General features: G+C 47.8%; 14 protein-coding genes. 3 read left to right on the forward strand and 11 right to left on the reverse strand.

Features of this window, described 5'->3' with window-relative positions; translation table 11 throughout:
* Window positions 1-20 precede the first annotated feature (20 nt).
* The 7 genes from FYJ39_RS09415 to FYJ39_RS09445 all read right to left on the reverse strand — a co-directional run bounded on the left by FYJ39_RS09415 (window position 21) and on the right by FYJ39_RS09445 (window position 9,304).
* The gene (locus tag FYJ39_RS09415) at window positions 21-1,007 is read right to left on the reverse strand and encodes a glycosyltransferase family 2 protein (RefSeq protein WP_235919787.1); all 987 of its coding nucleotides are present in this window, start codon (window positions 1,005-1,007) and stop codon (window positions 21-23) included.
* Window positions 994-3,228, reverse strand: coding sequence for a glycosyltransferase family 2 protein (locus FYJ39_RS09420; RefSeq protein WP_154472213.1), 2,235 nt, complete (start codon window positions 3,226-3,228; stop codon window positions 994-996). Before FYJ39_RS09420 ends, FYJ39_RS09415 begins: the two co-directional genes overlap by 14 nt.
* Window positions 3,225-4,187: a glycosyltransferase family 2 protein gene (locus tag FYJ39_RS09425; RefSeq protein WP_154472214.1), complete on the reverse strand. Its 963-nt coding sequence runs from the start codon at window positions 4,185-4,187 to the stop codon at window positions 3,225-3,227. Before FYJ39_RS09425 ends, FYJ39_RS09420 begins: the two co-directional genes overlap by 4 nt.
* Window positions 4,184-5,122 carry an NAD-dependent epimerase/dehydratase family protein gene (locus tag FYJ39_RS09430; RefSeq protein ID WP_154472215.1) on the reverse strand — a complete coding sequence of 313 codons (939 nt, stop codon included), beginning with the start codon at window positions 5,120-5,122 and terminating at the stop codon, window positions 4,184-4,186. The genes FYJ39_RS09425 and FYJ39_RS09430 overlap by 4 nt, the downstream gene beginning before the upstream one ends.
* A gap of 31 nt (window positions 5,123-5,153) precedes the next feature.
* A complete protein-coding gene (locus FYJ39_RS09435; protein WP_154472216.1) occupies window positions 5,154-6,287 on the reverse strand; it encodes a class I SAM-dependent methyltransferase in 1,134 nt (377 codons plus the stop codon).
* Window positions 6,284-7,219, reverse strand: coding sequence for an NAD-dependent epimerase/dehydratase family protein (locus FYJ39_RS09440; RefSeq protein ID WP_154472217.1), 936 nt, complete (start codon window positions 7,217-7,219; stop codon window positions 6,284-6,286). The genes FYJ39_RS09435 and FYJ39_RS09440 overlap by 4 nt, the downstream gene beginning before the upstream one ends.
* A gap of 78 nt (window positions 7,220-7,297) precedes the next feature.
* Complete coding sequence (locus FYJ39_RS09445; RefSeq protein WP_154472218.1) at window positions 7,298-9,304, reverse strand: thiamine pyrophosphate-binding protein; 2,007 nt, start codon at window positions 9,302-9,304, stop codon at window positions 7,298-7,300.
* A gap of 298 nt (window positions 9,305-9,602) precedes the next feature.
* Between FYJ39_RS09445 and FYJ39_RS09450 the strand changes: the two genes are divergently transcribed.
* The 3 genes from FYJ39_RS09450 (at window position 9,603) to FYJ39_RS09460 (ending at window position 12,313) form a co-directional block, all read left to right on the forward strand.
* Window positions 9,603-10,949, forward strand: coding sequence for a cell wall-binding protein (locus FYJ39_RS09450; protein ID WP_154472219.1), 1,347 nt, complete (start codon window positions 9,603-9,605; stop codon window positions 10,947-10,949).
* A 219-nt stretch (window positions 10,950-11,168) separates the two neighbouring features.
* Window positions 11,169-11,597, forward strand: coding sequence for a hypothetical protein (locus tag FYJ39_RS09455; protein ID WP_154472220.1), 429 nt, complete (start codon window positions 11,169-11,171; stop codon window positions 11,595-11,597).
* Between the two features lie 110 nt (window positions 11,598-11,707).
* A complete protein-coding gene (locus tag FYJ39_RS09460; RefSeq protein ID WP_154472221.1) occupies window positions 11,708-12,313 on the forward strand; it encodes a cytidylate kinase-like family protein in 606 nt (201 codons plus the stop codon).
* A gap of 158 nt (window positions 12,314-12,471) precedes the next feature.
* Here the strand turns inward: FYJ39_RS09460 and FYJ39_RS09465 are convergent, their stop codons facing one another.
* The 4 genes from FYJ39_RS09465 to FYJ39_RS09475 form a co-directional block, all read right to left on the reverse strand.
* Complete coding sequence (locus FYJ39_RS09465) at window positions 12,472-12,717, reverse strand: spore coat protein (protein WP_154472222.1); 246 nt, start codon at window positions 12,715-12,717, stop codon at window positions 12,472-12,474.
* Between the two features lie 14 nt (window positions 12,718-12,731).
* Window positions 12,732-12,905, reverse strand: coding sequence for a hypothetical protein (locus FYJ39_RS20480; protein ID WP_178257716.1), 174 nt, complete (start codon window positions 12,903-12,905; stop codon window positions 12,732-12,734).
* 129 nt (window positions 12,906-13,034) lie between these two features.
* Entirely contained in the window at window positions 13,035-13,658 is a 624-nt protein-coding gene (locus FYJ39_RS09470; protein WP_154472223.1) for an undecaprenyl diphosphate synthase family protein, read from the reverse strand.
* A gap of 376 nt (window positions 13,659-14,034) precedes the next feature.
* Entirely contained in the window at window positions 14,035-15,408 is a 1,374-nt protein-coding gene (locus FYJ39_RS09475; RefSeq protein ID WP_154472224.1) for a hypothetical protein, read from the reverse strand.
* Between the last annotated feature and the right edge of the window lie 7 nt (window positions 15,409-15,415).

A 15,415-nucleotide genomic window follows, 5' to 3' on the forward strand; every position in this document is an offset into this window, starting at 1 on the left:
TCTTTATTTTTAAAAAATCTTCACAATTTGGTAATTTGTCTGGCAGCAAATTCGTATATATACAAAAGAGCGCCTATAAACAGCTCCCACTCAATCTCCAGGTAATTCTTTAAATGGCTATGACTGTAAGGCACTTTCCTGCACGCTCTGGCAGTGGTAATTCCCTCCTTAAGCCCTTCCAGATATTCCTTCCCAAAGCCCAGCTTCCGAAAAAACAGAAATTTCAGACCAATCCCCGCAAGAATTGGCAGAAGATTGACTGCAAGCTGTAGGGCAGGCATATTCTTATAATTCATGTACACATTATTCCTGGCTGCCAGCCTTACCTTAAAGGAATTATACCTAGAGCCGCTGGTGCCGCTGCCTACATGGTAAACCACAGCCGTCGGGCAATAAATATTGTCATATCCAGCTATCCTGGCCCGGTAGCCTACATCCATATCCTCCAGATAGGCAAAATGCATCTCATCAAAATACCCGATTTCCTCAAAAACCGATTTTCGGTAGATGGCAGCTCCTCCACAGGCAGAAAAGACGCGGCATGGACGGCTGTACAACCTGGAGGGCCTGCCCACACCCCTCTGATAGGCCCAGCCCATAAGACTGTACATATCCCCTGCGTCATCCATTTTATCCTTACTGTACATCTGAATCATCTTGCTGCTGACAGAAAATATGTTAGGAGAACGCTCTATGGCCTTCAGCATTTCCCCTACATAATGACAATCCGGCTCCGTATCATTATTCAGCAAGATAACATAGGGCGTCTTTGCAGTCTGAATTCCGGTATTCACCGCGCCTGAAAAGCCTGTATTGGACTTGAGAAACACACAGGGAACCCTCTGCTCTTTCAGCCACTCCACGCTTCCGTCTGTGGAACCGTTGTCCACCACCAGCACCTCAAAATTTCTGCAAATCTGGAGATCCAAAGCCCGAAAGCATGGCTCCATAAACCTGAGCCCATTATAATTAGGTATCACAATAGTCACTTTTTTACTGCTTTTCATCTGTTTTTTCCTCATCCTCCGGGATAAACTGCTCATAAATCTTCAAATCGTAGGGTTCGCCGATTTTCTCCTTCAGCAAATCCCTCAGCGCAAAGTTGGATTTGCGCAGAGTCAGGTTTGGATTATAGTAGGGGTCGCCGTTTTTTATGATGTCCGGCCACTTTTTAATAAAAATAGCTACCTCCCGGTTAAACCGGGCCACCTTCTCTGGCGTATTCTCTAATCCCCTGGATTTGGATTCATAATGGTAAAGGCATGCATAGGGAGCATATACTACCAGTTTCCCCAAGGCCCGGACTTTCATGCAGAAATCAATGTCATTAAAGGCCACTGCCAGCTCCTCGCTTAAGCCGCCCACACGCTCAAAAACAGATTTTTTCGTCATGAGACAGGCTGCCGTAACCGCGCTGTAATCCTGGGCGCACATAGCCCGGTGGAAATAACTATTCTCAGCCTTATGCAGTCCGATAAAGGTATGGCCGGCAATTCCCCCGAAGCCGATCACGACTCCCGCATGCTGAATGGTATCGTCCTCGTAAAGCAGTCTGGCTCCCACAATTCCCACATCCTCCCGCTGGCAGAAGCCCAGCATCTCCCTTATGGAATCCGGCTCGATCAACTCCGTATCGTTATTCAGAAGCAGAAGATACTCACCCTTGGCAAAGGAAGCTCCGTAATTGTTGATGGCTGAGTAATTAAAGCCCTTATCCCAAGTAACCACACGGACATTTTCATATTCCTCCTGCATTTTCCTGTAACAGGAAAATGTCTCAGGCTCAGTGCTGTTGTTCTCTACAATCACAAACTCCAGATTCTGGTAGGAGGAACGCTCCATTAGGGATCTGACGCACAGCTCCAGATCCTGGCTGTGATCCTTGTTGGGGATGATAACCGATACAAGGGGCTCCCCCTGAAGCTGAAAGACTGTGTGGTAAATGCCATAATCTACACCCTTTTCCACCCTCTCTGCCCGGATCCCCATCCGCTCATAATGGGCGATAATAGCCCTGGAACCGGCCTCAAAGGCATAGAGCTTGCTCTCCGGGTTGCTGGCTGTGGAATTCTGATGGCAGCGCCAGTGATATAACACCTTTGGTATATGATAGACTTTTCTGGCCCCTTCCGTACATCGGAAGATAAAGTCATAGTCCTGCGCTCCGTCAAACGCCTGGCAAAAGCCGCCCACACGTTCTAAAAGCTCCCGCCTGACCACAAACAGATGACAGATATAGTTAACGCTGGTCAGCAAATCCGGGTTAAAATCTGGCTTGAAATGCGGATCAAACAAAGCCTTCCCATCCATATCCAGCTTGTCCTCATCGGAATAAACCACATCGCAGTCAGGCTGCTCATTGATCGTTTTCACCACCTCGTAAAAGGCATTGGGCGTCAGAGTATCATCGTGGTCAGCTAGTATGATAAAATCACCCCTCGCCATCTCCAGAGCAGCATTGGTATTGCCGGAGATACCCTTGTTTTCCCCCAATATCTCATAGCGGAACCTTCTGTCCCTGTCCGCATATTTCTTGAGCGCCCGCTCCATCCCTTCTCCTCTGGGACTTCCGTCTGCAATACACACCTCCCAGTTAGTATAGGTCTGAGCCAAAATCGAATCCAGCAGCTCCCGCAAATACCGCTCCGGTGTTTTGAAAGCGGGAATCACTACAGACAGCTTAGGCTCAAACTCAAAGGTCACGGCTCTCTGGGCTTCCAGCTCCTGATCAGTGGGCTTTGTAAGCTCATACCATTCGCCATAATCGTAATCGTTATCAATTCCCTGAAGCTTATGCCTGGACTTTACTACCAAAGCCCTCAAACCATGCTCCTTCCAGAAATTAAGGGCCACATTCACCGTCTCCATATTCATCAGATCCTTAAGCTTTTCCATCCGCTTGTAGGCCACGCTGGCTCTCTTTGCGATCAGCGCCTCATTCAGCTTAATTTTGGCTTGCTTTCCCTCACAGCGGATGAACAGGCAGTAGCTTTTTCCCCGCTCATAAGGGAACCGGATGTCAAAGCCCAGCTCCTGCCGGCTTTCCTCCTTAAAGTAGATCAGGCTTACATCATCCCTTCGGGTGGCTACATGCTTAAATTTCACCGGCATCTTTTTTTCATCCTCCACCCGGAAGGAAGCTTTGCTTTCCGGCGATTTTCCTACGACCCAGCCGTTTAAGGTAATGCTATTCTCCCGTATACGCACCACGTCTATCTTGTATTTCATGCTTCTATACCGCCCTTTTCTTCCTCACTAAAATTAATCCGCTCCTCCTCAACTACAAGAGGGCGCTTCATAACCCGCTGGTTAATGCTCATAATATACTCCCCTAAAAAACCAATAAAGAACAGCTGTACAGAGCCTAAAAACAGCATTCCGATCAGCATGGGCGCCATGCCTGCCGGGAAGCGATCCCACCAGATCAGCTTCATTACAAGATATACCAAAGCTACAAGCATGCTTATCACTGCACAGATACTGCCGAAAATAGTAGCCAGCCGCAGCCCCGCCTTTGTATAGGAGGTCACGCTCAGCATAGCGGCGTCATAGAGGCGATAAAAATTATTATGGGTTTTACCCGCTCTGCGCTTGGGCTGCTCATAAGGAATTTCCTTCCGTTTATAGCCCAGCTCCGCCACAATTCCCCGCAGAAAGGGGGTAGGGTCATCCAGATTTCTGAGAACCTCGATAAATTCCCTGTCATAAAGGCCCGATCCTGTAAAATGTTCAATCTGTTCCACATCCGACAGCTTCTTAATAGTCTTGTAGTAGCAGCTTCTAAGCCAGTACATAAGCCGGTTTTCCTTGCTGCTGGTCTTGATGCCGATAACAATTTTATACCCCTTCTCCCACTCCCTGACATACTTAGGAATCATCTCCACCGGATCCTGAAAATCCGCTACCATCTCGATGCAGCAGTCTCCTGTAACCTGGAGCATCCCATAATAGGGGGAATTGAATTGGCCAAAATTCCGAGCATTGAAAATTGCCTTAATCCTGGGATTGGAAGCACAGAGGCTCCGCAAAATATCCCTGGTGCCATCTCTGGAATCATTATCGATAAATACCAGCTCATAGTCGTACTGAGGCAGCTCCCGATCCAGAATCTCCGTGACAGCCTGACTGATAGGCGCGGCATTCTCCGCTTCATTATAGCAGGGAATCAATACACTGATTTTCTTCATGTCTCTTTCGCTTCTTCCTTTTTGATCATTTCTTCAATCCCCCGCCGGAAAGTAACCTTCTCCTGCCAGCGGCCTCCTGTAAGCTGCCTCAGCTTGGTAATATCCGGACGGACGGACAACGCTCCCTCCTTGGCCTGAACAAAGGTACCGTACTCCAGATTCCCCCTGTAGCCTGCAATCTCGTGAATCTCCTCCACAAAGGATCGGAGAGGACGTGTGTCAGAGCCTGCGATATTAACAATCCCATTCTTCACCTCCCCTGCCTCACAGCCGGATCTGTATAATTCATATACTGCCTGCACTGCATCAGCAATATGCATAAAATTCCATTGGTGCCTGCATGGGCTTAAGGATACCGTCCTTCCCCGTGGCAAATCCCGGGTCAGGGTGGAAATAACCGACCATGGGTGATCGCCCCATCCGTAGACACTGAAAAAACGCAGGTGGTAATAGCTGATGCCAAATGCTTCACAGAGAGGCACCGCCTTCTGATAAAACTCCAGTTTTGCTTTTCCGTACTGATTTACCGGCCTGCAGGGGGCGCTCTCCTCCATGATTCCCTCCAGCCGGCCGTACTCTACCCTTGAGCCTGCGTCCATAAATACTCTGCACTGAAGCAGGTGCGCTGCTCTAACACAATCCAGAGAGCCTGCTACATTTCTGGCCTGAATCTCCTGTGAATCAATCTCGTCACGGTTTACACCACCCCAGGCCAGATGGAGAAATCCCTCTGCCTGCCGGATGGAGGCAACACAGTCCAGTACGTGATCAAGATCCCCTTCTATGATTCTGAGGTTTTCGTGTACAGGCAGGATGCTGCGGCTTTGGGATTCCGGGCGTACCAAAGCGAAAACCTCATACCCCTGTCTCAGATATAAGCTGGCCAGGTTACTGCCGATAAAGCCGGTGGCCCCCGTTATTACAATTCGCGTCATTTTGACAGCTCCTTTATCAAATCGTTGCTTTTTATATCAATTCCAGATGATTGGAGCGCATAGCTCTCACCTCTATCTCCTTGCCGAATTTCTCACGGATGCATAGAGCTATCTCCTCTGTATAACCGGGAGCCGTAATAATAATCGCCTCTACCGGATGCTCAAAAAAATACTCCGGGGCTACGATAGGCAGATGGGAGGCAGGGGAAAATTTCCCCTGTTTAAAAGGCGCAGAATCAATGATGTATCCGGCCTTTTTCCCCAGCTTAGTGGTAGCTGCCAGGGTGAATCCCTGGTGGCTGGCTCCCCAGATTGCCACCCTCTTGCCCCAGGCATCCAGGTATTTCAGATAGGTTTCCATCTCCTTTTTCAGATTCACGCAGCAGTCCAGCAGATTCCCCGCCTCCATCCGGGAGCGCTTCTTTACAATTACCGACAGAGTATCCCGATTAATGACCTCACATTCCTCCGCCTGGAATCCATTGCGCTCCAAAAGAGGCAGAAGGGTATCAAATGTATAGTAGGCAATGTGATCTCGGATCAACTCATAGTAGCTGCTGTGATCCATAATATATTCAAAGCTTGGCACTGTAATAAGTCCTATTCCATCATTCTTAAGATTCCGGTATATGGCCTGAAGCATACCGTTAGGGTCCGGCTGATGCTCTAAAAAATTAAAGGACAAAAACACATCATAAGGCCCTCCCGGAAAGCAGGTTTTCTCACTCTCTGCAAACCCTTCTCTGACATCCAGTCCCTGGGCTCTGGCCAGCTCTGCCAGTCGGGGGTTATGTTCGATTCCATGAGCCTCCACCGGGAATTCCTCCAGTATTTTAAGAAATTCTCCCTGTCCGCAGCCTACTTCCAGGAACCGCTTGCCCTCCAAATGATAGTCCTCAATCAGGTGCTTATACTGATACCGCCGCAGCTCTACCATTGTTTTGGAATAGCCTCCAGCGCGTATCACATCCCGGTAATAATCTACCGGCTGGCAATCAAACTGTACCAGGCCGCAGCCCATGCACTGGCACAGATTCAGCGTCATTCCCCGCTCCTCCCCTAATTGAGAGGCATCGGGCATGTGCTGGGCCGATGCGGGCATATTATTTAATGTAAGCAGCGGCGTCTCCCAAAGCGGAGCGCCGCAGGCAATGCATCGTTTCATGTGTCTGTCTCCTTTTTCGCAGCTTTTCTGACATTTATCATATAGCGGATTCCCATTTTAAAAGATGTCTCCTGACAGAATCCAACCGTTTTCTGCAGCTTCTTAATATCCGGCCTGAGGGACACTGCCCCCTCCGCATTAGGAGGACGTTTTCCGTATTGGCAGACACCCCTTCCTCCACAAAGCCTGTGCAGCTCCTCAATATAGGTTTTTAGAGGACGGCTTTCTTCCCCTGCCACATTATACACGCCGCCGGGGGCTTTGGCAAGCAGAAGGCTCACCAGAGCCTTTGCACAATCCCTGACATACAGAAAATTCCACATCTGGGTGCAGTCTCCCAACGCTATGCTGCCTCCCTTTAAAAAGGTATCCATGCAGGTAGAAATCAGGGACCATGGATGGTCTCCCGGCCCGTAGACGCTGAAGATTCTTGCATGGAGATAGGTGACGCCAAGCTGCTGTGCCTCCCTGGTACACAGCTCTAAGACCTTCAGCTTGTCCTTTCCATACTCTGACACAGGACAGCATTCCCGATCCTCTCTCATATCCCCCTCCAGGATGCCGTATTCTGCCTGAGAACCACTGAAGAGGAAGCGGCTGCAGCCCAGAGCCGCCGCTGCTTTAAGCGCTTCCAGAGCATAGCCTATGTTTCTGGCCTGAACCTCCGGGTTCTGGCGGTTGGCGCTTCCGGCTCCCTCCCACCCAAGATGGAGCCAGCCTTTTACCCCCTCCTTAAGCAGAGGCTCATCTAGAAGGCCGCCTATCTCACCCAGGCTGTACCAGAGAACCGTCAAGTTCTTATTCTCCGGCAGCTCACGGCTGCCGGAAGAATCAGGACGCACCACCGCAAACACCTGATGCCCCTCCTCTAAAAGCGCTTCTGTGACTGCTCTTCCAATAAAGCTAGTGGCTCCCGTTACCACTACCCGCATACGCTCTACTTCCTTTCCTGCCCCACAGCCTGTACCCTGTTCCGAAGCAGACGCTGCCAGGGTCTAACTGAATAGGCTCTAGTCCTTAATCCGTGGAATTATCATGTTGGCATCCATCTCATCCTCAGGAAGGAAGGGAGCCAAATCCTCCAAAGGAGGTGAAACCATCGTTCCATCCGGCAGCCGCTTTGCTGAGGCCTTGGGCTCAAACTTCTGCTCCAAATCTACAAATACCTCGCATATAACCGGCCCCTCCGTAGCCAAAGCCCTTTCCACTGCCTCTGCCAGTTGGCTATTATGGTAAGCGGCCACATAAGGATAGCCGTAGGCAGCCGCCAGCTTTTCCAGATCAGGGAAGCTTAAGTCCCCGCTGTCCACACCGATTCCCACCAAAGGCTCTCCGAAGAAATTCCTCTGGGTCTGACGGATGGAGTGATACCCGCCGTTATTAATCACAAATATCTTAATTCCCATCCTGTGATGGATAATGGTCTGTAATTCCTGAAGGTTCATTTGGAGGCTTCCATCTCCGGTCAAAAGAATCAGATCCTCCCCGCTTCTGTCCGCCCCCTGGCTATAACATTCCTTTACCCGCGAGGATGCCCAGATACCGATGGCAGCCGGCAGATCATAACCCATAGCCGCGACTGCCGAATTCGTGATGAACCTCTGTCCCTTTTTCAGAATGTATGCATGTCCTCCTACCACACAGGCGGAACCGTTGCCCACCACCGTTATCTGACCTTCCTTTAATCGGCTGCTAAGCTCCTTTACAAAGGCATATACATTAGCCGGCTCCTCATCTGTGCGGTCCAGATGATGCTCCATAATAACCGGATACTCTCTTTTCCACATGGCGCAGGTATGGCTCCAGCTCCTATCCCTAAGCCCCAGGCCTCCGTCAAATAGCTGCTTCTTTCCCGGACAGCTTACGCTGTCAGGCAGAGCGCTTCCTTCCTTCTCAATCATTTCATCTAAAAGGGAGTCCATCTGCTCCAGCAAGTCCTTCGCATCTGCATGCACCCTCATATCGCAGTGTACAGAAGGCTTCTTAAGCTCCTCTTCATCTATATCGTTGACAATCACATACGCCATTCTGGCCCAGGTCTCGTAATTATATCCCACCTGCCGTATACTCAGGCGGCTACCTACGGAAAATACCAGATCGCTGTTTTGAACGGCAAAGTTCCCCGGCCTGTCGCCCATATTTCCGGCCCGGCCTACATAAAGGGGATGAGCATCATAGATACAGTCCTCGCTGTCCCAGCCTGTTACCACAGGGATGCCCAACTTCTCCGCTACGCTCATAAATACGTCATGAGCGCCGGCGAGCCTGATTCCGTTGCCCGCATTAAGCACAGGCCGCTTCGCTCCCCGTATTTTCTTTATAATCTCAAGGGCAACGGCCGGCTTTACCTTCTCAGGAAGCGACTGACGGCGCTCTCCCTGTCCAGCCTCATCTTCTGCTGTCTGTAAGCCTTCGCCTTTGCCGGCCCAACCATTCCCTCCTGCCTCATAATCAGCGGCGTCAAAGCCCACCAGCTCCTCAGTCTCAATCCAGGCCGCCTGGACATTTAAGGGGATATCCAGCCAGCACGGTCCGGGACGTCCTGACCTTGCCAGATACAAAGCCTTCTCCACACAGTAGCGGATACGCCTGGGCTCAATTACCATCTCCGAATACTTGGTCATGCACTCAATCGCCTTACATATATCAAACTCCTGGTCCCCCATAGCGCGGATGCCCAAGCCGGACCAGCGCGCAGTGGTATCATAGCGAACCTGACCTGACAGTACAAGCATAGGAATGGAATCCAGCCAGCCTCCTACCACCCCGGTAATGGCATTGGTTCCCCCGGGGCCTGTGGTAACGCAGAGGGCCGCTATACGGTTGTGAATTCTGGCATATGCCTCCGCAGCAATGGCGCTGGCCTGCTCATGATGGTTATAGATGCAGTGAAGCCCTTCCTGATGTCCCAGGGCGTCGTTCAAATGCATGGCTCCTCCGCCGGTCACGGTAAATACCTGGCGAATCCCCTCTTCAACCAGTCTGGACGCTACATAGTTCGAAAGCTTCATTCTCATAAAACCAGTATCCCTCCTCATTTCATTGCCCATATAAAACATTACGCTAGAGTGAGTATATCATAAAATATAGCAAAAGAATACTATATTTTATCTTACAAATTACCTCTGATCGTTTGCTTACAGGCCCTGCGCCTTCTTTTCAAGGGGTTCCCCCCTCACCCCCAACAGCTTCCAGAACTTCCATTAACACGCACTATCTTTCTGTCTGAAGCTCGGCTATAATGATCCACGTAATGCAACGACGGATGTTCGGCCACAGACAAACACATATACCAAAAAGGAGAGATTCAATATTATGAAAAAACAGACAAAAGTTCTGGCTGTATTATCCACTGCAATGTTTATGGCGGCCACAGCCCCTGGCTTTTTTAACAATGCCTCAACTGCCTTTGCTAAAAGCGCCGGCTGGACAGAAGAAAACGGAAACTGGCATTATCTGGATTCCTACGGAGAGCCCGTAACCGATACCTGGAAGAAAAACGGTGATGACTGGTATTACCTGGATTCTGACGGCATTCCTGCCACAAATATGCAGATTGATGAGTATTACGTAGGAGAAGACGGAAAGCGAGTAACCTTCAAATGGGTTTCCGTAGAGAATGAGGACTTCTGGAGCGAGGAAGACGCTCCAGAGCAGCTGCACTACTACTATGGCAGAGACGGTAAGGCCATCACTTCCAAATGGGCCTCTATCGGCGGACAGTGGTATTACTTTAACGAGAACAGCCACATGGAGACTGGCTCCATCAATGTAGACGGCTATAACTACTATCTGGGAGAGGATGGCAGCAGAAAAACCGGCTGGCTCCTTCTGGCAGATGAAAATGACGACTCTGAATATACAGAATCCTGGTACTATTATGACAACGGCGGAAAGCGCATTGAACATGCCATCGACCAGAAGATAGACGGCGAGTATTACACCTTCGTAGACGGACGCATGCAGACAGGCTGGTTTAAGATGCCTGTGACTGCCGGAGATACAGAGGCAACCCCTTCCGAGGCTGCTTCAACCACCACAGAGCCTACAGTGGCAGGCTATCAGTATTATGATGAGGATGGAAAACGTGCTCAGGGCTGGAGAACCATAGAGGGCGCCGAGGGCATCAGCGAAGAGGCAGAGCTTTACACCTTCTATTTTAAGAAGGGACAGCCTTACTATGCAGAGAAAGGCCTGGAGCTGTTCACCGTTGATTCCAAGAAATATGCCTTCAATACAAAAGGTGAAATGCAGACCGGCAAGCAGGTTGTAAACCTGGAGGAGGGCGGTATTGCCAACTTCTACTTTGGAGATGACGGCATTATGAAGACCGGCAAGCAGGCAATCTTTGACGAGGATTTAGGAGAGACCCAGAACTGGTACTTCCATACAGAAGGTTCCAGAAAAGGACAGGGCTTCCACGGCGTAAAGGACAATGTGCTTTATATCTACGGACTGCGCCAGGAAGCAGATACAGATCTCCGGTTTGCGCCAGTAGAGCTGGATGGCAAGCAGTATCTCATTAACACCAATGGCGCAGTTCAGAAGGCAGGCTCCAGCTCCAAATCCACTGCTAAACCAGAGCTTGGCAGCGGCTTTAAGGATTTTAAGGATGAAAATGGCACCGTATGGACTGTAAATACGGAAGGTGTTATCCAGTAAGCGCCAGCATAGGCTTCGCTTTCAAAGTAATTTAACAATCCCGCCTGATTTCTACGCATCCGTTCACTTTACAGGCGAGATTTCAACGGCAGACTGACTAATCCGTCTGCCGTTTTTTTGTATATTATGCTGATTTTTTAAAAAACCTCTCTAATCATGGTATATTTTGGCAAATCAAACGCTATCTATATTATTGAGTATTAATCAGGAGATGACATTATGAGAGAGCTAGCTGTTTTTTACTGCCCGAAATGCGGCCATTACGCCTACTACCAGACGTCGCGCCATCCCCAATGTCCCAAGTGCTGTATCCAGGAAACTATGACAATGGTGCGGATGCATTATACAGAATTTATGGACATGAGCTGTGAGGACAGGGACAAGTTCCTGGCCTGGGAGATCCTTAAAACCAACCCATCCCTTTTAAAAAGGATGACTGAACCCCACAAACAGTACAACAGCCGTGAAGTCATTGCCGAGATGAATAATGTCATTATGGCCCTGGATACAGAGAACAAAATATTAAGCGACACCGTAAAATGGATGCACGATACCATCTGGGAAATGATGCATGAAAACCGGATGCGCTCCCGCGGCGAAGCAGCCGCTACCAGCATTTCTCATAATGCAGAAATCAAAAAGGACTAATATTCCTACAATTTCTCCAATTTTTAATATCTTTTGCGAAAATAGTATGTTATAATAACACATATAGAAACCTGTTTTACATCAGATGCATCTGGGAAAGGAGTGGAACTATGAGCCATAAGATTATAACCATAGCCCGTCAATTCGGCAGCGGAGGCCATGAGGTGGCCCAGAAGCTGTCAGAGCTATTAGACATTCCCCTTTATGACAGAAGCCTGGTGGAAATGGCCGCAGAAAAAATGGGCCAATCTCCTATAAAAGTTGAGGAGGTGGATGAATCCGCCCTTACCACCTTTCTGGCATCCTATCAGATTTCCAAGGAGCCCAACTCCGTCACAGGATATGGGCTTTCTCTAAATGACAGCACCTATGTAACACAGACCATTATCATCGAAACACTGGCCAGGAAGGGCCCCTGCGTTATTGTAGGACGCTGCGGCGACTATGTGCTGCGCAGCTACCCTAACCTTATTGATGTGTTCCTGTGTGCCTCTATAGAGGACAGGACACGCCGTATTATGGAGCGGTACAGCTTCTCTAAAAAGGATGCTATAAACGCTATCAAGTCCACTGACCGCAGGCGAAAGACATACTATGAGAACTACACCCACCGTAAATGGGGCAGCATCGACTCCCACCAAATGCTTTTTAATTTGAGCCGTCTGGGGATGGATAAAACCGTAGATATTATAAAACGAATGTATGAACGCCCGTAGCCAAGGTTTTATTTAACCTCCAAAAGAAAATGTCCCAGAAGTCATCCTGATTTCAAACATTATACCGTATATAGATTTCACAACAGGTAAAAGTCTATATATGGCATAGCGTTGAGTCTAAAGTGACTTTTGGGACACCTTCTATGAGAATTACTTTCTTACATACCGGCAAATTGGTTCTTAACCTTCTGCAGCTTCTGTTGCTCAGCCTGCTCCGTCTGATACCAGCCTTTCGCTGACATTTGCTTATAAATCTCATCCTGCATGCACAAGCTATCACTCAATGCCTGATGAAAGGTCTGGTGCACATTGGCCGTAGAGGACTCAATGGTTCCGTGCATATACAGATCGCATACGCCTTTGGACGTCAGAAGAAGGCTCTCCATAATACACCTGTCATCCATAAACTGTTCCCTCCTTATACAAGATTGTAAAAATTATCAAAAATCTGCTGATGCTTTTGAAACATCTGCTGTACCTGATTTTTAAGAGCCGGATCCTGGAGATTCTGAATTGCCTCCTGACACTGTGCCTTCAAAAATTTCTCATGGCTTAAGGCATCCTCCACATAATTTAATTCCTTAGGACTCATATTGTATCACCTCCAGGATTAGTATGTTCTCTTGATTTACTGAATATTCGTAGCTTTAGAGCATATTATCCATATAATCTATTTTCCATCACACTGTTTCATCCACCAGCTATCTCCCTAAAGTAAGAATCATCCGCCAAGGGTAACATCCTGCCTGGAATACCACGCTAAAGCATCCGTTACATGCTGGCGTTTAAAATCCGGCCAGTAATCATCCACCACATAAAAATCCGAATAAACCGATTGAACCGGCAGAAAACCAGAAAGCCTTCTTCTGCCTCCCCATCGGATGACCAGATCAATCCTGGAAACCTCCCTAGACTTTAGCATTGGCCCAATATGTCCCTCTTTAAGCCCAAAATCCCACTCCCAGCTATAATTGACCAGGAAGTTTATCCTCATTCCTCCCTTGCCGAAATTATGCCTTTCAGTATAAGGCAGAAGTTCCTGAGGAAACATGGCTGACCGGGTATTTCCCAAAACCAGCAGACTTGCGTCCTCCTTAGCCAAGGTCTCCACCGCCTCCACACAAGCCTTCGTAAACGCCTGGCGCTGCTGGGAGGGACGCTTTGTATTATCTACGGTAAAACCATAAAAGGACATTTCCTCAATTCCCAGCTCCTTGCACATGTAAAACAAGCTCATACCCGGCGATATGCCATGCTCGTAGCCATCCGCCTTCCCCATTCCCTGGTTCACCGCCCATCTGCGGTTTCCATCGGGAATAATTCCTATATGTTTTGGTAATCTCATTTCCGCCTCCTCCATATCCGGCTGCTGTCTGTAAGCCGCTACTTTATGGAGAGTATGGGCCAAATAAGGCATCCTATGCCTTATTTGGCAAAAAACTTTATTCCTCAATATAAGTCCTATGATGCCGAATATCATGGGATCAGTCGATACCGCTCTATACTGCCGCTTCAAAGGCTGGCATGGTATTCTACGGAGTTTCCGCCCTGTTGCCCCAAAGGTTGTAAAATATAAAAGCATAGCTTGAAACAATTACCCTGGATTTCTTTGCAGTAAGATTAAAGGTAGTCACGAAAAGCTGACAGAAGCAATCTAAAACCTTGCTTTTGCCAGCCTTTAGCAAAAAATTCAACACCCCACCTATGATTAAACCTTCCCTTTATAAAACCACACATCCAATGATGGATTTATCCAGGCTTTTAATCACCTCAATTTGATTTTGAATCTCCCAGTTTTTAGAAACCCCTCTTTCTTCCACCAGAATAATCTGTCCTGCTTCTGGCAAAAGCCTCAAGGTTTCTGCTGAAATTCCTACATCCTGTCCTATATGAATTTCAGCTCCAGATACCCTCGTTTTCAATTCCTCTGCAATCGCAGCCATTTTCTCCATGGATACCGATCCTAAAATCATAATATCCTGGCCCTCTGTCATATAGTTTCTGACATTCACTGCCATAATCTCATACACCTCTGCCGGCTTTTTAGAAGACTTACCTTCCATTCTGTCCAGCCATCTGTCGACACGTGAAAATACTTTTTTCTTTGGCACTTGAGCAAAAACACCCAGAATCTTTAAACTGAAGCGGTTTTTAATCTCTCTTTCGGACTTCAATTTGTCACTCATAAGGAATACTATACAAATGCAGAATATGGATAAAAACGCGCCAATCCCTCCTCCCAACACCCCATATTTAACACTGCTCTTTAAGTTTACTGTAGTTGAAATAGCAGAAGGGGCAACAGGCTCCTTCATATTTTTTAACGCTTCCTTTTTATCATTAAATGACTTTTGCAATGTTGTCAACATATTCGAAGCCCTCTGCTGAAAATCGTATAAACCCGAATCAGTGATGACAGAAACAGTCTTATTTACAAAAGAAATTGTATGCTTTCCAAAATCCGTTTGCAGCTCAGCCTCCCTGTCCTGAAGTTTCTCCAGCAAAGCATCTCTGAGAGCCTTTGCTCCCTGTGCGTCCGTATAGGTTGTCTGAATCGTTAACATATTACCTTCATAATCTACAGCAGTTGTCACCAATTCTCTCAAATAAGCGCCCTCTGTATCGATACCTTCAATCTTTTCAAGAGCTGCACTGCTTATTAGGGATTCATACGCACGAAGAATAGAATCTGCCGGGTCAAATGTAAGCATCTGACCATCCTCCATAGCATCCTGCGGGATAGCTTTTACAAAAACATCTGCAGAAGCCACATTTTTGTGATAAGGGCTAAGCCGCATGATAATTGAATTAGATAGATAGTCTTCCTGGTTTTTAATCTGAGTTCTCAGAGTATCTAATTCTCTTTCATATAGAAGCAAAGTATATTTGTACGTTTCCAGACTATCATTATAATCCTCTTGGGCTTGCTGAACAGTTTCAGTATCCTCTTTGCTGGTTAAACCTACAGCCAGTTTATATCCCCCGAATAAAATGCCAAATATAACAGCTGTTAATATAATCCCACGCCATTTATGAAACACAGCAAACATCAATTCTTTTAAATCTATTTCCTGTTCATAATCTTGATTACCCATTGTCCAT

The organism is Clostridium porci (assembly GCF_009696375.1).
Lineage (GTDB): Bacteria > Bacillota > Clostridia > Lachnospirales > Lachnospiraceae > Enterocloster > Enterocloster porci.

Bases quoted from the DNA above. Each gene is read 5' to 3' on its own strand.
- FYJ39_RS09475 (WP_154472224.1), bottom strand. From the start codon at position 15,408: ATGGGTAATCAAGATTATGAACAGGAAATAGATTTAAAAGAATTGATG.
- FYJ39_RS09445 (WP_154472218.1), bottom strand. From the start codon at position 9,304: ATGAGAATGAAGCTTTCGAACTATGTAGCGTCCAGACTGGTTGAAGAG.
- FYJ39_RS09465 (WP_154472222.1), bottom strand. From the start codon at position 12,717: ATGGATGACAGGTGTATTATGGAGAGCCTTCTTCTGACGTCCAAAGGC.
- FYJ39_RS09440 (WP_154472217.1), bottom strand. From the start codon at position 7,219: ATGCGGGTAGTGGTAACGGGAGCCACTAGCTTTATTGGAAGAGCAGTC.
- FYJ39_RS09460 (WP_154472221.1), top strand. From the start codon at position 11,708: ATGAGCCATAAGATTATAACCATAGCCCGTCAATTCGGCAGCGGAGGC.
- FYJ39_RS09430 (WP_154472215.1), bottom strand. From the start codon at position 5,122: ATGACGCGAATTGTAATAACGGGGGCCACCGGCTTTATCGGCAGTAAC.
- FYJ39_RS09450 (WP_154472219.1), top strand. From the start codon at position 9,603: ATGAAAAAACAGACAAAAGTTCTGGCTGTATTATCCACTGCAATGTTT.
- FYJ39_RS09425 (WP_154472214.1), bottom strand. From the start codon at position 4,187: ATGAAGAAAATCAGTGTATTGATTCCCTGCTATAATGAAGCGGAGAAT.
- FYJ39_RS09415 (WP_235919787.1), bottom strand. From the start codon at position 1,007: ATGAAAAGCAGTAAAAAAGTGACTATTGTGATACCTAATTATAATGGG.
- FYJ39_RS20480 (WP_178257716.1), bottom strand. From the start codon at position 12,905: ATGAGTCCTAAGGAATTAAATTATGTGGAGGATGCCTTAAGCCATGAG.
- FYJ39_RS09420 (WP_154472213.1), bottom strand. From the start codon at position 3,228: ATGAAATACAAGATAGACGTGGTGCGTATACGGGAGAATAGCATTACC.
- FYJ39_RS09470 (WP_154472223.1), bottom strand. From the start codon at position 13,658: ATGAGATTACCAAAACATATAGGAATTATTCCCGATGGAAACCGCAGA.
- FYJ39_RS09455 (WP_154472220.1), top strand. From the start codon at position 11,169: ATGAGAGAGCTAGCTGTTTTTTACTGCCCGAAATGCGGCCATTACGCC.
- FYJ39_RS09435 (WP_154472216.1), bottom strand. From the start codon at position 6,287: ATGAAACGATGCATTGCCTGCGGCGCTCCGCTTTGGGAGACGCCGCTG.